The 15,908-nt window shown below is 64.0% G+C and carries 17 protein-coding genes; 11 read left to right on the plus strand and 6 right to left on the minus strand.

Features of this window, described 5'->3' with window-relative positions; all coding sequences use genetic code 11:
• The first annotated feature begins 103 nt into the window (after positions 1 to 103).
• On the plus strand, positions 104 to 472 hold the full coding sequence (locus tag ACYU03_RS14340) for a fe2+ zn2+ uptake regulation protein (protein WP_461885238.1): 369 nt from the start codon (positions 104 to 106) through the stop codon (positions 470 to 472).
• Positions 473 to 510: 38 nt separating this feature from the next.
• On the opposite strand, the gene ACYU03_RS14345 is transcribed toward ACYU03_RS14340, so the two are convergent.
• Positions 511 to 699, minus strand: coding sequence for a hypothetical protein (locus ACYU03_RS14345; protein WP_461885239.1), 189 nt, complete (start codon positions 697 to 699; stop codon positions 511 to 513).
• 160 nt (positions 700 to 859) lie between these two features.
• On the opposite strand from ACYU03_RS14345, the gene ACYU03_RS14350 reads away from it, so the two are divergent.
• From ACYU03_RS14350 to ACYU03_RS14365, 4 genes are all read left to right on the plus strand, one after another.
• Entirely contained in the window at positions 860 to 1,321 is a 462-nt protein-coding gene (locus ACYU03_RS14350; RefSeq protein WP_461885240.1) for a hypothetical protein, read from the plus strand.
• Between the two features lie 283 nt (positions 1,322 to 1,604).
• Positions 1,605 to 1,985 carry a transcriptional regulator gene (locus tag ACYU03_RS14355; RefSeq protein WP_461885241.1) on the plus strand — a complete coding sequence of 127 codons (381 nt, stop codon included), beginning with the start codon at positions 1,605 to 1,607 and terminating at the stop codon, positions 1,983 to 1,985.
• Between the two features lie 62 nt (positions 1,986 to 2,047).
• Positions 2,048 to 2,665, plus strand: coding sequence for a DUF2589 domain-containing protein (locus tag ACYU03_RS14360; protein WP_461885242.1), 618 nt, complete (start codon positions 2,048 to 2,050; stop codon positions 2,663 to 2,665).
• Positions 2,666 to 2,779: 114 nt separating this feature from the next.
• A complete protein-coding gene (locus tag ACYU03_RS14365) occupies positions 2,780 to 3,325 on the plus strand; it encodes a DUF2589 domain-containing protein (protein WP_461891467.1) in 546 nt (181 codons plus the stop codon).
• A gap of 12 nt (positions 3,326 to 3,337) precedes the next feature.
• On the opposite strand, the gene ACYU03_RS14370 is transcribed toward ACYU03_RS14365, so the two are convergent.
• The 3 genes from ACYU03_RS14370 to ACYU03_RS14380 are packed head-to-tail and all read right to left on the minus strand — an operon-like array spanning position 3,338 to position 9,446.
• Positions 3,338 to 7,012: a translocation/assembly module TamB domain-containing protein gene (locus tag ACYU03_RS14370; protein WP_461885244.1), complete on the minus strand. Its 3,675-nt coding sequence runs from the start codon at positions 7,010 to 7,012 to the stop codon at positions 3,338 to 3,340.
• Positions 7,009 to 8,751: an autotransporter assembly complex protein TamA gene (locus ACYU03_RS14375; RefSeq protein ID WP_461891468.1), complete on the minus strand. Its 1,743-nt coding sequence runs from the start codon at positions 8,749 to 8,751 to the stop codon at positions 7,009 to 7,011. Before ACYU03_RS14375 ends, ACYU03_RS14370 begins: the two co-directional genes overlap by 4 nt.
• Positions 8,752 to 8,795: 44 nt before the next feature.
• Positions 8,796 to 9,446, minus strand: a complete 651-nt coding sequence (locus ACYU03_RS14380) for a GNAT family N-acetyltransferase (protein ID WP_461885245.1) — start codon at positions 9,444 to 9,446, stop codon at positions 8,796 to 8,798.
• 163 nt (positions 9,447 to 9,609) lie between these two features.
• Here ACYU03_RS14380 and xthA point away from each other — a divergent pair, with 163 nt between their 5' ends.
• Positions 9,610 to 10,422 carry an exodeoxyribonuclease III gene (gene xthA / locus ACYU03_RS14385; RefSeq protein ID WP_461885246.1) on the plus strand — a complete coding sequence of 271 codons (813 nt, stop codon included), beginning with the start codon at positions 9,610 to 9,612 and terminating at the stop codon, positions 10,420 to 10,422.
• A 90-nt stretch (positions 10,423 to 10,512) separates the two neighbouring features.
• Here the strand turns inward: xthA and ACYU03_RS14390 are convergent, their stop codons facing one another.
• Both ACYU03_RS14390 and ACYU03_RS14395 read right to left on the minus strand, forming a co-directional pair.
• Positions 10,513 to 11,265 (minus strand): anti-sigma factor family protein, encoded by a 753-nt coding sequence (locus tag ACYU03_RS14390; RefSeq protein WP_461885247.1) that lies wholly within the window; start codon positions 11,263 to 11,265, stop codon positions 10,513 to 10,515.
• Positions 11,262 to 11,771 carry a sigma-70 family RNA polymerase sigma factor gene (locus tag ACYU03_RS14395; RefSeq protein ID WP_461885248.1) on the minus strand — a complete coding sequence of 170 codons (510 nt, stop codon included), beginning with the start codon at positions 11,769 to 11,771 and terminating at the stop codon, positions 11,262 to 11,264. The genes ACYU03_RS14390 and ACYU03_RS14395 overlap by 4 nt, the downstream gene beginning before the upstream one ends.
• A 132-nt stretch (positions 11,772 to 11,903) precedes the next feature.
• Here ACYU03_RS14395 and ACYU03_RS14400 point away from each other — a divergent pair, with 132 nt between their 5' ends.
• The 5 genes from ACYU03_RS14400 (at position 11,904) to ACYU03_RS14420 (ending at position 15,801) form a co-directional block, all read left to right on the plus strand.
• The gene (locus ACYU03_RS14400; RefSeq protein WP_461885249.1) at positions 11,904 to 12,950 is read left to right on the plus strand and encodes a catalase family peroxidase; all 1,047 of its coding nucleotides are present in this window, start codon (positions 11,904 to 11,906) and stop codon (positions 12,948 to 12,950) included.
• On the plus strand, positions 12,947 to 13,486 hold the full coding sequence (locus ACYU03_RS14405; protein WP_461885251.1) for a cytochrome b: 540 nt from the start codon (positions 12,947 to 12,949) through the stop codon (positions 13,484 to 13,486). Before ACYU03_RS14400 ends, ACYU03_RS14405 begins: the two co-directional genes overlap by 4 nt.
• A 149-nt stretch (positions 13,487 to 13,635) precedes the next feature.
• Positions 13,636 to 14,844 (plus strand): MFS transporter, encoded by a 1,209-nt coding sequence (locus ACYU03_RS14410; RefSeq protein ID WP_461885252.1) that lies wholly within the window; start codon positions 13,636 to 13,638, stop codon positions 14,842 to 14,844.
• A gap of 87 nt (positions 14,845 to 14,931) precedes the next feature.
• Complete coding sequence (locus ACYU03_RS14415; RefSeq protein ID WP_461885253.1) at positions 14,932 to 15,477, plus strand: cupin domain-containing protein; 546 nt, start codon at positions 14,932 to 14,934, stop codon at positions 15,475 to 15,477.
• 12 nt (positions 15,478 to 15,489) lie between these two features.
• Positions 15,490 to 15,801: a DUF7693 family protein gene (locus ACYU03_RS14420; protein ID WP_461891469.1), complete on the plus strand. Its 312-nt coding sequence runs from the start codon at positions 15,490 to 15,492 to the stop codon at positions 15,799 to 15,801.
• Positions 15,802 to 15,908: the final 107 nt, after the last annotated feature.

Genomic DNA, 15,908 nt, shown 5'->3' on the forward strand with positions numbered 1-15,908 from the left:
CAGTTTTTTTTCACCCGGAGCTGCAGTTTTGCCGAACTCATTCGTCTTAGTAAATGAGGCCCCCCACAAGTTTTCGGGACAGTCCACGAAAAGGAGCATTCACATGTACAACCCGCAACCATCGTTGCACAGCGGCGAAAGCCTCGGCAATCCAAAACCAAGGCAAACTGCCAGCACGGAGGAGCGCGTGGGCAACGAACAGATTCGCGAACTGCTGCGGGTCTTCGGCCTGCGCACCAGCCTAATACGCCTCAAGGTCATCGATGCCTTGCACAACGCCGACCGCAACGGCCGCAGCATCGGCGTGCGCGGGGTGCACGCCCAGCTCGAACAACTGGATATTCCGCTGTCGTTCCTGAGTGTACGCGAGGTGCTCAAGCGCCTGTGCGCCGAAGGTGTGATCAGCCTGGGCAGCGACAAATGCTACAGCCTCAACCCCCAGGCTCGCGCGGTGCTCGACCAGGCGCGTTGAGCGGATGGCCGGCGACCGCGCCGGCCAGGCCACCGGGCCTAAGGCTTGACCTTGCGCCGCAGGATGCCGTTGATCACCACGACGATCACTGCAATGGCAATGGCGATGTACTGGAACATCTGTTCACTGATCACTCCCTGCTTCTGCAGGTAGGACAGGCCCAGCATGACACCCAGTACGACGAGGATGATCAGGATGGAGTATTTCAGGCGCTGCACGTGTGTCATCGAGGGTTCCTTGCGACATCAGGGACAATAGGCTCGCGTCGAGCTGACGCCAATCATACAACGTCCCCCGAAGACGGCGGAGCATTTCCCGCTGCTGCCCGTCAGGCATCGCTGAAAACATGAGCTCCCGGCCCTGTGCCCCCTCCCTTGGAGCTTCCTCATGTCAACACGGAAACTGTTGATCGCCTTGTTTCTATGCGGCCCATTGGCCAGCCATGCACTGGACACCGAATCCGTGGCGCCTGAACACTTGTTGGCGCTGGGCAGCAAGCTGGCAACCCATGCCGGCAGCAGCCAGTGGCAGCAACTCTGGCAGAACACCCGGCGGGCAGGGCATTTTTCCGAGCAACCCCTTCAGCCGTACTTCAGCCTCCCGTCGACACAATTGCCAGCACTGGCGCGAAGCGCCCTGACCAATGCACACAGCGTCCAGCCCTTCGCCAGGACACGCGCACGCTATCGCCATGACTTCGAACCCCAGCTCATCGGCATACACGGCGAACGTGAGCTCAACGCCCTTTGCCTGGAAGTCGACTGGCGGACCTTGCCACCGCGCATGATCGATGCGCCGACGGCCTACCTGGGTCAGGTCAGCCTGCTCAGAAGCTATCCCTGCGATTGATCATTGGGTGCGCGAACCATCGCAGTGCAGGAAAAACGCTTCCCCGATACTTAAAGGGCTGCGAAACAAGATCGATCCCAAGTCCTACATCGACAGTTATCGCTGCCTGCAATCGGTGACCAAGACGACTACAAACACCAGTCCGCTTGGCCCCTAGCGACCTTGTGGGGCGCTGCCCGAGAATCGCTCCAGGCCACTCCACAGCACATCGAGCAGTGGCTCTTAACGCTCGGCACGGATGTCCAAGCATTGCGCTGCCCCACCTTCGCTCAAGGAAGTCACCATGGAACTGCATGACCTCACTCGCATCGATGTCGCGCAACTACCTCACTCACTGCAGTCGCTGATTGAATGCATCGGCATCGAAAATGCCTATCGCCTGACCTGCGCTTACGGCGGCCGCCCCAAATACATACCCAAGCATCGCGAACGCACCAAACTGATCGATATCCTGCCGGCAGAAGCCCTGGACGAGCTGATCAAGCGCTTTGCCGGCATGGCCCTGGAAATTCCCAAGCCTGACCACTTCCTGCGCCAATTGCGCAACCTGCAGATCCAGAAGGAAAGCGCCAATGGACTGTCGCGCAGCCTGCTCGCGGACAAATACGGGCTGAGCCTGCGGCAGATCGGCAACATCCGCCGACAGGACCACCACGCACGTTGAATTCACATCACAGCGCAGGGACCGTCCCTGCGCTGCCATCCCTACGATAAGGAAATCGAAAAATGGCAAACATCGATAACAGCCTCATTGGCTCGGTTATCAACTCCCTACCCATGGACCGCATGATCGCGGGCCCCTTGCAGGCGATGATTCAGGCACAGGTAACGGCCAGCAAGTCCTATGCGGACTTCCTGATGCAGGTCTGCATCCAAGACGGCCAAGCCGTGGCGATCGAGTTCAACTACGACGAAACCGTCGTGGACGAGCAAGGCCAGCATCAGGGCACCCTCTCCAAGTCCATGAAGATTCCGCTCATGGCGGCGATCACCCACCCCAACATCGCCATCGAGGAAGGTAAGGTCGAGTTCGAGATGACCATCAACCAGATGGCCGAAAGCCGGAGTTCCACCGATGCCAGCGCCTCGGGCAGCGCATCGCTGGGGTGGGGACCGTTCAGGCTGAATGTCAAAGGCAGTGTCAGCCACAAGTCCGAGCAGACCCGCAAGACCGACACCCGCGCCCGCTACGCCTTCAATACCACCGTGCGGCGCCAGGAGCCGCCGGAAGCCTTGAGGCGAGTGATGGATTTCCTCACCGATGCCGCGACCAAGCCGGTTACCGCCCAAGGCAGCACTCCGACGATCCAGCAAGAGCCACAGGAGGAATCCCGGGAAGCCTGATACCTGAGCTGTCCCGCAACTGCCCATGGCAAGCCCCCCGCCCAGCGGGCGGGGACTCCAAGGACCGTCCAAGGAGCCTGACGATTGGAACCTCGCAAAGCCAGCCAAGCCCCCATGACGTCGAGCGATCTCTGCGATATCACCCGTGGCTTGCAGGAAGCCGCCGCCGCCACCAACAACCTGATCGCCCAGCAGTACATCCAATTGTTCGACCAGTTCTTCGATTACGACACTGAAGCGCTCGGCGCGCCGATGAAGGCCAAGATGGTCGAAGTGGCCATGGATGACCAACACACCCTGCAGATTCCCCTGATCGCCCTAGTGTCGCCACGCGGCCTGGCCCTGGAGCGCATGCAGGTCGATCTGTCAGTGCGCGTGCAGGGCACCGAGACGGTCGATGCCCTACAGGAGATGGCCGGCGACCCTGCCCCACGCGCCCGCTTCAAGGTGACCGTCGGCGCCCAGGGCAGGCGCGGCGATGCCCGCGATCCGGACGAGGTCCAGATCCGCATGCAATTCCAGGCGAGCGACCCACCCGAGGCGCTCAACCGCCTGATCGAGGAGTACACCAACCTGATCAATCCACAACGTCAACCCGAACCGCCTCCCGCTGCGCCCAAGGACAGCAACGAATTCATCGAGGCGGCGACCGTCCGCTAAACCCAGCCTTTTTCAGAAGTCCCGTTTGTAGAAGATATCCAGCGAACTGGCCAAGCCACTAGCGGCCTCCAGGTAGACCTTCTTGCTCAGTTTGTAGCGCAGCGCGATGGTATTGGCCGGTTCAAACACCCCCACCCCGTAACGCAGGCTGAGTTTCTCGGTCAGGTTACCGCTAGCCACCACACTGGTCGTGTTGCCGGTTCCTTCGGTGTCGAGCTGGAAGTCATCGATCCCCAGGCTCGACGCCAGGCTGCCGGTCACCCCTGCACTGCCTGCCAGACCGAGGCCAAGCGCCGCCTCGGCTAGCATGTTGTTATCTTCGCCCGACGTCCCCAGCGGCCTGCCGAGCACCAGGTAGGAGAGTGCCTGTTCCTGGCTCATGGCCGGCTCGGAGAAGACTTCGGTGGTCGGTTGCTCAGCGCTTCCGCTCAAGCGGATACCGGCGATCACATCATCGACCCGACGGATTGCCTCGATGTCCAGGTAGGGCTGATCGATAGGGCCGGCGAACAGCAAGCGTGCGCGGCGGATGTTCAAGCGTTGGCCATAGGCGCGGTAGCGGCCGTCGGCCAGGCTCAGTTCACCACGGGTATCCAGGTTGTCGCCGATATGCACATGCCCCAACAGGTTGGCGGTAAGGCCGAAGCCGCTGAAGGATAGCTTGTCTCGCCCGACTTCCACATTGATGTCCATGGCCACGGCCATCGGTGGCTTGCCCTCCTCGGTCTGATGGCCAACGATCACCGTGTCGTCCGAGACCTTGACCGTCGAGGGTGGCAACTCGCGCACCGTGATGTTGCCCTTGGGCACCTCTACCTTGCCGGTTATCGCCAGCTTGTCGTCGATCAGGCGGATGGTCAGGTCCGGGGCCACCTCAAGAGCCGCATAGGGTTCGACGTTGACCGGCAACTGCTGCCCCTGCAGACGCAGGTCGACTGCCAGGGCCTGGCCCCAGGTGATGTTGCCACCGAGCTGGCCACGGCCGGCATCGCCACTGCGCCAGCCGCCGCTCAACTGGATCTGCTCGCCAGCGATCAGCGCCTGCAACGAGAGATCGTTCAGGCTGACCGGCAACTCACCGCCACTGATCTCGCCGCCGCTCAGGTTGATGCTGCCGTTTACCTGTGGTGCCAGTAAGCTGCCAGACAGGCGACCGCTACCGTTCAACTGGCCGGACAGGCGCTCGACCATCGGCACGAAGGGGCGCGCGATCGACAGGTCGAGCCCAGACAGGCGGAAGTCGCCAGAAACCGGTTTACTGCTGGCCACCGGGTCGATGCGCGTAGTCAGGCTCAGCTCACCCAGTCGCTCGCCACGGAAGTCCAGCCGCGTATCGACCCGCCGCGGCGTGAGAGTGCTGTCCAGGCGCAGGGTCTGGTACGGGAAGTCCAGCCAGCGGTCTTTATCGCGCACGCGCAGCGTGCCTCCGCTGGCGTCGATCAGGATGGTGCCCTTGGGGCCACTGGCCGGGATATCGAGGTTGATGTCCGCATTCAGCAACCCCTGCCAGGCGAAGTCTTTCGGCAGCCATTGGGCCAGGCTGTCCAGCGGGAACTGCTTGAGGTGATAGCGAAGGCGTGGTTCCGGCGCCAGCCGCTGGTCTTCACCACACAGGCTGGCCTGGCCCGAGCGCCAGCAATGGGCGCCGAAATCCAGCTGGCCGCTGGCCAGACGTTGCAGCCGCGCCGGCGCCTGTAGCTGCCAGTCCTGGCCACCGGCCTGAATCCGCCCACTGGCCAGGCGCCCGCGCCAGTTGCCCTTGTCCAGATTACCGTCCAGGCCCAGGTCGAGCTTCAGTTGCGGGCCGTCCAGCGCCAAGGTCAACGCTTGTTGGCGGATATCGCCCTTGCCACTGGCATCGAGATTGCCCAAGGCCGTCTCACCCAAGCGGATACTGCCGACCTTCAAGTCGATCAGCGCACGCTGGGCGCTGTCGAGGCGCGCATCCAGGTCCAGGCGCTGGACGCGGTTTTCAGCCTGGGCCAACTGCTGGCCCTGCAGAGTCAGCGTGCCTTGGGGCGCCGCAAGGGTGCCGGCAACGTCCAGGCGACCCTTCACCTGGCCCTGTAGACGCGGCCATAGCTGGCCCAGGCGTGGCAGGTCGAGGTCGAGCCTGCCGGCCAGGCGCTGCTGCAGACTGCCGCTGCCATTGATACGGTTGTCACCCAACTGCACCGCCAAGGTGCCCAGGGTCCACTCCTGCCCTGCGCCTTCTGCTTCAACCTTCAGCAGCGCCGGTTGGCCACGCAGGCGTCCCTTGAGGTCAAGTTGGGCATCCAGGCGCAGTTGGTCGTTCTTCATTTCGCCCTTGCTGCGCAATGGGCCAGCCAGGGTACCCGGCAGTTCGGCCAGCCAGTAGGCAGGGTCGAGCGCCGACAATTGCAGGTCGACATCCCAGGCCAACTGTTCGGCGAAGCGGACTGCGACGCTACCGGCTGCCTTGCCCTGCCCGGCAGTCAGCGCCAACTGCGGCAGGCGGATCTGGGTCAGGTCCCCATCGAACGGGCTTTCCAGAGTGAAGGCGCCTGCCGGACCGTCGAGGTCGCCCTTGAAGGCCCCCTGGTAGTTGCCATCACGGTATTTCACCTCGGCATTCAAACGCCGCAAGGTGACCTGCGGCGCTTCCGCCAACGGATATAGGCGCAGCCACGGGAAGTCCAGCCAGTCGACCTTGGCATCGGCACTGAGCCCGTCCTGCCAGTCGGCATTAGCCTGGAACTTGACCCGTTGCTGCTCACTTGCTGTCAGGTCCAGGGCACTGAGTTGCGCCCCCTTGGCATCCACCCGTCCGGTCAAGACCAAGGCGATCGGCGCCTGCTCGGCGGGCAGGCTGGCCGTTCCGGTCAACTGGTAGCCCTTGAGCAGGTCGCCACTGGCATTAAGTTGCAACTGGTTCAGTTGCAAGGTATCGGGTAGCGTGCTGGCCGCTTTGAAGGCCTCGGAGCGGATCTGCAACGTGGCCGGCAGGTTCTCGGCCAGGGCCTGCAGTTCGCCACTCAACTGTGCATTGAGGTAGCCGCTGCTGTCAGCCTTTAGGGTGAGGGTCTTCTGCAGTTCGCCTTCGGCCTGCACGGCCAGTTGCCAGGCCTGGCCGTCCACCGCCGGCAGTTGGACCTGACCGCTGAGCTGCAACGGCCAGTCGCCTTCGGGCTTCATCGTACCTTGCAGGCTCAGGTGCAGATCGTCCCGCTGCAGTTGCAGGCTGTCGATGTGCAGGCCATCGAGGGTCCAGCGCGCGCTCAGTTGCAAGTCGCCCAACAAATCGCTGCCATCCAGGCGCAACTGGCCCAGGCGCACCTCACCCAGTTCGATACCTACGGGCAGGCGCAACGCCGGGAGTTGCAGCGGACCGCTGTCGGTCTTCTCGGCCCCGGGGGCGAAGGTCATGTCGACCCGTTCGGCCTGCAACCGATCGATGCACAGCGTCGAGCGCAACAGGCACGCGGGTGACCAGGTCATCTGCGGCGCGAGCACCTCGACCCGGTCCTCGCCCTGGACCCAGCGCAACTGGCTAGCATGCCATTGCCCACCCAGGCGGCCCTGGAAGTCGTCCACCTCCAGGCCCGGCACCAGGCCCAGTGCCCAGCGGCTTCCGGCCTGGGTGCCCAACAGCAGGCCAAGGGTCAGCAATACCAGAACCAGCAGGGCCAACAGCGTCAGCAGAATCGGTTTGAGCAGGCGCGTCACAGTTCAGGCCCCATGGAGAAGTGCAAGCGCAAACCGCCCTCGTCATCCAGCGCGTGGGCCAGGTCCAGGCGCAAGGGGCCGACCGGGGATACCCAGCGCACGCCGATGCCGACGCCGGTCTTGAGGCTGGGCAGTTCCAGCGAATTGAATGAGTTGCCTTGGTCGACGAAGGTCGCCACGCGCCATTTCTCCGCGATCGAGTACTGGTATTCGACGCTGCCCGCCACCAGGTAGCGGCCACCGATTCGATCGCCGTCACTGTTCTTCGGCGACAGGGTCTGATAGTCATAACCGCGCACGCTCTGGTCACCACCAGCGAAGAAGCGCAACGAGGGCGGGATGTTGTGCTTGTAACCATTGGTGGCGCTACCACCGAACTGCACGCGACCGAGGAAGCGATGGTTCTGCCCCAGGGTGGTCAACCCCTTGAGCAGCACATTGCCATGCAGCAGGTTGGTGTCGGAGACAAAGCCTTCCTTGGCCACCTGCACATCGAACTGCAGGCGGTAGCCGTTGTGGGGGTCGATACGGTTGTCACTGCGCAGGTAGGCGTAGCTGATGCCGGGCATCAGCAGGTTGCTCAAGCCCGAGTCGTCGCCCAGGCGGTACTCTTCGCGCTGGTACTTCAGCGAGATCACCCGTTGCCAGCCGCTGGGCAACTTGGAGTGCCATTCCGGGCCAACCGTGAGCAGCTTGCTGAGGGTGTCGGTGCCAGCGATTTCCTCGTTCTGGTAGCCGCCGGCAAAGCGCAGCTTGTCGGTCAGCGGCGGGTCGAGAGGGATGTCATACCAGAGCCCGACGTTCTGCCGGGGCGCCGACAACTCGGTCTCCCAGCCATAGCTATGGCCCTGGGGATTGACCCAGTGGCGCGTCCAGTTGGCCTTGCCGCGCGGGCCGACGTCGGTGGAAAAGCCCAGGCCCAACCCCATGGTACGAGGCTTGCGGGTTTCCAGCCGGACGTCCACCGGGATCTGCTGGTCCACCGCTGCGGTTGGAGCCGCATCGACCCTGACGCCCTCGAAATAACCACTGGATTGCAGGGCGCTATTGAGCTCGGCTATCAGCTCGGAATCATAGGGGGTGTCGGCCTTGAACGGCACCATACGTTGCAACAGATCATCGTCCAAGGGCGTATCGCCACCGAAGGTGACCGCGCCCAAGCGATAGCGCGGGCCGCTTTGGTAGACCAGTTCGATATCGGCCACGCCGGCCTGGGGGTCGACCGCCAAGCGCTGGCGCTCGAAGCGCCCGCTGAAGAACCCGTAGCGCGAAGCTTGGTTCTGGATCAGCCGCTTGGCGTCCTCGTAATGCCCATGGTTGAGCACCTCACCCGGACGCAGAGCCTTGCCGTCGGGAACGCGAAAGGTCCTGAGCTCGCTGGCTGGTCCCTCGATACGCACGGTCACGTTGCGCAGGCGCACCGGTTCGCCCGGGTCGATGTTGATGATCAATTGCAGCGGCTGGCCGGCCTTTGCTGGCGGCTTGACCTCCGTGTCGATCTGCGCCTGGTAGTAGCCGAGCGCCTGGGCAGCTTTGCGCGCCTGTTCCTGCGCGCCACGGCTCAAGCGCAGCAAGGCCTCCTCGTCGCGATCGCCGAGGCTGCCGATATAGCCTTCGACATTGGCCTGAAGCGCCTTGTTGGCCGGTTTTACCCGCACCAAAAGCTCGCTTTGCGCGCACACTGCGAAACTGGCAGACCAGAAAATCAGGCCCCAGATTAGTCTTCCTGAATACGTCATGCGGCGCATGCTACCAGAGCTTGACGCCAGGCGGCACAGCTGTTTCAGGGCATTGCCGTGCGGGAGGATTCAGGCCCGGGATGAAAAAACACACGCTCTCGGATCGGGCCTACCGCGATTTCACCGATTTCCTGATAACCCTGGCGCTGGTAAAACGCCAGGTAGTGCTCATTGCCGGTGTCCAACACGACGCCCTGGGTGTTCGGGTCCTCCGCGCACCAATCGTGCACAGCTTGTAACAATTGCTCGCCGTAGTGCTTCCCCTGGAACTGCGGATGGATGCCCAGCAACGGCAGCACATGGACCTGCCCTGTCGGCAGGCAACTGGCCAGCGCGGCCTGATAGTCGAGGTAACGGCGGGTGCAGCGCAAGCCGGTGCCAAGGATCATGCGCAAGCGCCAGGCCCAACTGTCGGTCACCCCCAGGCGCCGGTATGGCGGCACGATCAGGGCAAGGCCGATAAGGCGATCCTCGATCATCAGGCCAATAGCGGGTAACTGCATGTAGAAGTGCTGGCGCACCCGCTCGCGCACCACCACCCGCAAGCGCCGTTCATAACCTGGCCGCTGGGCCTCGAACAGGTAGGCGAAAGTCGGCTCATGCCGGTAGGCGTGATAAAGCAGGGAGCGTGCCTCACGGCTGTAGCCGTCATCGAGCAGGCTGATGCTCGCCGGGGCGGCAGTGGATTCGGGCATTGCGGGCAAACCTCCTGGAAAGGGCACTCAATTGCCTTTGAGGTGCACCACGGCACAACGTTCACCTCCTTCAGCACGTTAGCAGCGCCTGGCGGCTTGCGCCATGCTGGTGGCCGCCGCCGATGTCGGCTAGCATCCGGAGTTTTACTAGGATTGTGTTTCCATGAAGATCGTCTCGTTCAACATCAATGGCCTGCGCGCCCGTCCGCATCAGCTGGCGGCGGTGATCGAAAAGCACCAGCCGGATGTGATCGGCCTGCAGGAAACCAAGGTCAGCGACGATCAGTTCCCGCTGGCCGAGGTCCAGGCCCTGGGCTATCACGTGCACTTCCATGGCCAGAAGGGCCATTACGGCGTCGCCCTACTCTCGCGCCAGGCGCCGCTGAGCCTATACAAAGGTTTCACCACCGATGAGGAAGAGGCCCAGCGCCGGTTCATCTGGGGCACCTTCGCCGACGTCGACGGCACGCCGATCACCATCATGAACGGTTACTTCCCCCAGGGTGAAAACCGCGACCACCCCACCAAGTTCCCCGCCAAACAGCGCTTCTACAGCGACCTTCAGGCCCTGCTGGAAAGCCAGTTCAGGAACGACCAGCCGCTACTGGTGATGGGTGACGTGAACATTTCGCCGGAAGACAGCGACATCGGTATCGGCGCCGACAACGCCAAGCGCTGGCTCAAGACCGGCAAGTGCAGCTTCCTCCCGGAAGAGCGCGAATGGATGGCACGCCTGAAGAGCTGGGGCCTGACCGACAGCTTCCGTCACCTGCACCCTGAAGTGACCGACCGCTTCAGCTGGTTCGACTACCGCAGCCGCGGCTTCGAGGACGAGCCCAAGCGCGGCCTGCGCATTGACCTGATCCTCGCCTCCCACGGCTTGCTGCCACGGGTCAAGGCGGCGGGTGTGGACTATGAGCTGCGCGCAATGGAAAAACCGTCGGACCATGCGCCGATCTGGTTGGAACTGGCCTGAAGCCGGCTTTCCTCCAACGTCGGCTGGCGATGCCAGGGCTACCTTGCCATGAAGAGACAGCTGCCCACATCGCCAGCCAGCCCTTGAGCGCTACAGGCTAACCCCCAGCGCCTGTCGCACCTCCTCGCCTCGCACATCATCCACCGCGCTGACCAGGGCGAAGTTATAGATGCCATCGGACCAGTAGCGCGCCTGCAACTGGCCCTCGGTGCGCTCGCCGCTAGGCATGCGTTCGAAGAGCCCGCTCGGAGAACGCAGGAACAGGCTAATGCGCTGCCCGTTGCGGTCTTGGAACACCAGCAACGCCGCTGGCCCCTGCTCGTTGCTGAGCAAGCGCGCGCCCACCGGTTCGAAGCCATAGCTGGCCAGGTCCGGCAACTGCCCGACCTGTTTGAAGTGCAGGCCTAGCCAGGCTTGCAACTGCGCCGGAGCGCTGGCCTGCACGTCCAGGGCGGTGGCGTCGGCAAACAGCCGGTGAGCCTGGACCGCATCGGCCATCGGCACGACGGCAGCCTCAAGGGCGGCGTCGCGCGCCTGCCAGCCGCCTAGACCACCCAGGCCCAGCGCCACCAGCAACACCGCAGCGCTGGCGAAGCGGCGCTGACGTCGATGACGCAGTTGCTGGCGGATGCGTGTCGGATCCAGCTGCGAATTGCCCGGCAACTCGCCAAGCCCAGCGAGGGCTGCGCGCAAGCGGCGGGCATCGCTGCGCCAGGCCTCGACCCGCGCCGCCTCTTGCGGATTAGCGGCCAGCCAGGCCTGGACCTCGGCCCGACGAACGCTGTCCAGGCGCTCATCGATGTAAGCATGCAACTCTTCTTCGGAGGGGATCAGGCGTGTCATTTCAGTCTCCGCAAAGCCGGTGGCGGTGGGTTGCCCTCGGTCAGTTCACGCAAGGCGGCACGGGCGCGCGACAGGCGCGACATGACCGTGCCGATCGGTACCCCCAGAGCCTGGGCGGCCTCCTTGTAGCTCAGCCCCTCGACGCTGACCAGCAACAGCAGTGCCCGCTGCTCGGTCGGCAGACGAGAAAAGGCCTTCAGGTCGGCTTGCGCCAGGATGATGGTTTCGGTCTCGCCACCACTGTCCTCGCGTTGGCCGAACCAACTCAGCCAACGCGCATGACGGCGCTCACGGCGCTTGCCGTCGAGAAATAGCCGGTAGAGGATGGCGAACAACCAGGCCCGCAGGCTGGCGTCATCGCGTCGCTGGTTACCTCGGCTCAGGGCACGCTCGACGGTGGCCTGGACCAGGTCATCGGCGCTGCTGGCCTCGCGGGTCAGCCACAGGGCAAAGCGGCGCAAGCGCTGGAGCATTTCGCGCAGTCGTTGGTCGTCTAGTTCATGCATGGCCAGTATCCGGACCTTACAGGCAATCAGTGTACGGGGCAGACGCCCTAGCGCCGAATTTATTCCATGGCCATGGAATAAATCCGTTGCAGGCGCGTCGTACCGGCTCATTCACTGACCCGGATCGCCTTCATGAGCACTCCGCTACACGGCCCCGCCAAGGTCCTGCGCCTGGCCGCCATCGGCCTGGGCCTCTCAGCCCTGGGCGCTACCTTCGCCTACGCCGCTGGCTGGTTCGGCAGCCCGCGACTGACACCGCAACGCTTCATCGACACCTTCGAGGCACAGGCCGGGCACTTTCCCGGCTATCGCAAGAACCACGCTAAGGGCTTGTGTGTCAGTGGCTATTTCCAGAGCAGCGGCAAGGCTGCATTGCTGTCCACGGCACGGGTATTCAGCCAACCGCGCGTGCCGGTCATCGGCCGCTTCGCCATTGGCGGCGCCAATCCCTACAGCCCCGACACCAGCACACCGACCCGCAGTCTCGCGCTGCAGCTGAGCAGTGATGATGGCCAGGTCTGGCGCACCGGGATGAACAACCCACCGGTGCTGCCAGTCAGTACGCCGGAGGGCTTCTACCAACAAATCCTGGCAGCAGCGCCAGACCCGGCCACTGGCAAGCCCGACCCGGCCAAGATCCAGGCCTTCTTCGCCGCCCACCCGGAAAGCGCGGCCTTCCGCCAGTGGGCGGCGGCCTACAAGCCCAGCGACAGCTTCGCCAGCACCGACTACAACAGCATCAATGCCTTCCGCCTGATCGATGCCAATGGCAAGGCCCGGCCGGTACGCTGGAGTCTGGTGGCGCAAACGCCGTTCACCGCCCTGCCAGCCCAGGTCGACGACAAGCAGTACCTGCAGCACGACCTCCAGCAGCGCCTGGCCCAAGGTGCCCTGCGCTGGACCTTGCGCCTGACCCTGGCCGACGCTGGCGACCCGGTGGATGACCCGGCGCGGCCCTGGCCGGCCGATCGGCCCAGCATCGACGCCGGCACCCTGGTCATCGAGCATGTCGATGCCCCTGAACAAGGCGCCTGCCGCGACCTGAACTTCGATCCGCTGATTCTGCCCCACGGCATCGAGCCGTCCGCCGACCCGATCCTTGCCGCCCGCTCCTCTGCCTATTCGGAATCTTTCAACCGCCGCAGCCGCGAATCCCTGCACCCAGGAGTCCAGCCATGAAATCCACCCCTGTCGCTTTCCACCCCCTGGCCCGGCTGCTGCATTGGCTGATGGCGGTGCTGATCCTGGCCATGCTGTTCATTGGCGTGAGCATGGTCAACGACCTTTCGCCACGCCACAGCCTGTTCATTCAACTGCACAAGGCCACCGGCCTGGCCTTGCTGGTCCTGGTGCTGCTGCGCATCGGCCTGCGCCTGACCCTGCCGCACCCGCCGCTGCCACGCGAACTGCCAGCGCTGCAGCGCCTGGCCGCCGGCGCCTCGCACTGGCTGCTCTATGGCCTGATGCTGGGCATGCCCCTGCTCGGTTGGGGCATGCTCTCGGCCGGTGGCTATCCATTGCCCCTGCAACTGCCGGCCATCGCGCCTCACGACCTTCAGCTCTATACCGTATTGCGCCAGACCCATGGCTGGCTGGGCTACTTGTTGTTCGCCACCATCTTGCTGCACTTGGGCGCCGCGCTGGTACATGCGCTGGTGCACCGGGATGGGGTATTGCGTAGCATGTGGCCAGGCCCGCTGCGCCGCAGCGAATGATGCACCACCAGTGGTGGCGTCGGAGTGTCCGTGGGAGCCACCCGCTCCCACGGACACTCTGGATGGTATCAGGGTCGACACCTGTAAATAATTATTACTACTATCCGACCTTTTATTCGGCTTGCCGCCCTGACTGCCCTGGACTGCCCATGACCGCCGCAAAGGATCCTGCCCCTCCCTCCACCGCCTTCGACCTCCGCCCACTGCTGTTGGTGAACATGGCCTGCACCATGTCGATGATGGCCTTCGTTTCCCTGATCGGCCCAATCGCCCGCCTGTTGGGCATGGCGACCTGGCAGGCAGGTGCCGCCGTAACCGTGTCCGGCATAGTCTGGGTGTTGCTGGCGCGCCCCTGGGGGCAAGCCTCAGACCGCTATGGCCGGCGGCGCATCCTGCTGCTGGGCAGCGCCGGTTTCACCTTGGGCTACTGGTTCCTCTGCCTGTTCATCGACGGCGCCCTACGCTTCCTGCCTGGCGCGACCTTGGCCTTTGTCGGCCTGATGCTCGCACGCGGCTTGATCGGTGCCTTCTATGCCGCCTTGCCGGTCGGTGCTGCCGCGCTGATCGCCGACCATGTCGCACCGCACGGCCGAGCACGCGCCATGGCCTCGCTGGGCGCGGCCAATGCCGTTGGTCTGGTGCTGGGGCCAGCGCTGGCCGCCTTGCTGGCGCGGCACAGCCTGAGCCTGCCGTTCTACGTCATGTCGCTGCTACCGGCGACGGCCTTCGTGGTGCTGCTGTACCGGCTCAAGCCGCACCCCTTGCACCTGGCCCACGCACCGAATCCTGTGCGCCTGAGCGATCCACGCCTGCGGCGCCCGCTGCTGGTGGCGTTCAGCGCCATGCTCAGCGTTACCGTAGTGCAGATCACGGTCGGCTTCTTTGCCTTGGATCGCCTTGGCCTCCCCCCTGCCGAAGCGGCCCAGGCTGCCGGGATCGCCCTGACCACTGTCGGGGTGGCGCTGATCCTCTCCCAGGCGACACTGCGCAAACTGCAATGGCCACCCTTGCGTATGATCCACGTGGGCGCCACGGTCTCGGCGCTGGGGTTCGGCAGCAGCGCCCTAGCCGACAGCGCGCCTGTACTCTGGGCCTGTTTCTTCGTTGCCGCCGCCGGCATGGGCTTCGTCTTCCCCGCCTTTTCGGCCTTGGCAGCCAATGCCATGCACGCATCGGAACAAGGCTCGACCGCCGGTTCCATCGGCGCGGCACAAGGCATGGGAGCGGTGATCGGCCCGCTGGCCGGCACCCTGATCTACGCACTCGACCCGCGCCTGCCGTTCCTGGCGGTCGCTGCGTTGCTGTTGTTGGTCGGACTCTGGCCAGCCCCCTCGGGCAGCGCCGGCCAACGAAGCTGAGAAGCACAGCGCCACAGCGCCCGGAGTATGTTTTAATGCGTCGCTCATTATTTTTGACACCTCTACTTTTCTGACACCAAGGCGGCTATGGACACGGGGACACGACTCAAACTGGTGCGTGAACGCAACAACCTCTCCCAACGGGAACTGGCCCGCCGTAGCGGCCTGACCAACTCGACGATCTCGCAGATCGAACAGAACCGCGTCAGCCCCTCGGTCAGTTCCCTGAAGAAACTGCTCGAAGGCATTCCCATGACCCTGGCGGAGTTCTTCAGCTTCGATGAGCCGCCCCGTGAAGAGCGTTACGTGTTCCGTGCCGGCGAGCAGCCGGACCTGGGCAGCAACGGCTTGCGCATGCTGCTGGTCGGCGCCAGCGTCGAAGGCCGGCAGATGCGCATGCTGCGCGAACTGTATGCCCCGGGCGCCGACTCCGGCGAGCCGATCGTGCATGCCGAAGGCGAAGAATGTGGCCTGGTCACCCGTGGCACCATCGAGCTCTGGGTCAATGGCCAGGTAAGTGTGCTCAACTCCGGCGACGGCTACTACTTCCCCACCACCCTGCCGCACAGTTTCAAGAACATCGGCCCGGACGAGGCGGAAATCATCAGCGCCAACACCCCGGCGAACTTCTGATCCGTGCCCGCTCTGCCACTGCTGACCAGCCGCGAAGCCTACCAATGCCTGCGCGACGCCGCCCTCGGCGTCAGTACATTGATCATTCGCGGCCATCATCCTGACGGTGTTATCGAAGTCGAAATCGACGGCTGGCGCTTGGCCCTGCATCTCGACAACGAAGGCCTGGCCCACTGCGCCCACTGCCGCAGCCCCGACGGTCGCAGCGCCGACCTCGCCAACTGGCAGCGCTATGGCACCAACCCGGTGCAGCTGTTGAGCAGCTGGGAACTACAGCAGGTCGAGCAACTGTTGCGGGATGCTGCAGTTGCGGTTTCGAGGTAGGCGCCAGCGTCAGCTAGCGATGGCCACGCAGAGGCCCGGCAGTTGCCAGTACCGCCACCAGCAGCCTATAGTCCCGACCGGCGTGCTCCACGCCTCCGGTCCGCGGA

This window comes from Pseudomonas sp. X10 (assembly GCF_054889225.1).

Excerpts from the sequence above, each read along its gene's own strand:
- ACYU03_RS14355 (WP_461885241.1), top strand. The coding sequence starts at position 1,605 with ATGGAACTGCATGACCTCACTCGCATCGATGTCGCGCAACTACCTCAC.
- ACYU03_RS14405 (WP_461885251.1), top strand. The coding sequence starts at position 12,947 with ATGAAATCCACCCCTGTCGCTTTCCACCCCCTGGCCCGGCTGCTGCAT.
- ACYU03_RS14345 (WP_461885239.1), bottom strand. The coding sequence starts at position 699 with ATGACACACGTGCAGCGCCTGAAATACTCCATCCTGATCATCCTCGTC.
- ACYU03_RS14400 (WP_461885249.1), top strand. The coding sequence starts at position 11,904 with ATGAGCACTCCGCTACACGGCCCCGCCAAGGTCCTGCGCCTGGCCGCC.
- ACYU03_RS14375 (WP_461891468.1), bottom strand. The coding sequence starts at position 8,751 with ATGACGTATTCAGGAAGACTAATCTGGGGCCTGATTTTCTGGTCTGCC.
- ACYU03_RS14360 (WP_461885242.1), top strand. The coding sequence starts at position 2,048 with ATGGCAAACATCGATAACAGCCTCATTGGCTCGGTTATCAACTCCCTA.
- ACYU03_RS14365 (WP_461891467.1), top strand. The coding sequence starts at position 2,780 with ATGACGTCGAGCGATCTCTGCGATATCACCCGTGGCTTGCAGGAAGCC.
- ACYU03_RS14390 (WP_461885247.1), bottom strand. The coding sequence starts at position 11,265 with ATGACACGCCTGATCCCCTCCGAAGAAGAGTTGCATGCTTACATCGAT.
- ACYU03_RS14395 (WP_461885248.1), bottom strand. The coding sequence starts at position 11,771 with ATGCATGAACTAGACGACCAACGACTGCGCGAAATGCTCCAGCGCTTG.
- ACYU03_RS14415 (WP_461885253.1), top strand. The coding sequence starts at position 14,932 with ATGGACACGGGGACACGACTCAAACTGGTGCGTGAACGCAACAACCTC.
- ACYU03_RS14380 (WP_461885245.1), bottom strand. The coding sequence starts at position 9,446 with ATGCCCGAATCCACTGCCGCCCCGGCGAGCATCAGCCTGCTCGATGAC.
- ACYU03_RS14410 (WP_461885252.1), top strand. The coding sequence starts at position 13,636 with ATGACCGCCGCAAAGGATCCTGCCCCTCCCTCCACCGCCTTCGACCTC.
- ACYU03_RS14350 (WP_461885240.1), top strand. The coding sequence starts at position 860 with ATGTCAACACGGAAACTGTTGATCGCCTTGTTTCTATGCGGCCCATTG.
- ACYU03_RS14340 (WP_461885238.1), top strand. The coding sequence starts at position 104 with ATGTACAACCCGCAACCATCGTTGCACAGCGGCGAAAGCCTCGGCAAT.
- xthA (WP_461885246.1), top strand. The coding sequence starts at position 9,610 with ATGAAGATCGTCTCGTTCAACATCAATGGCCTGCGCGCCCGTCCGCAT.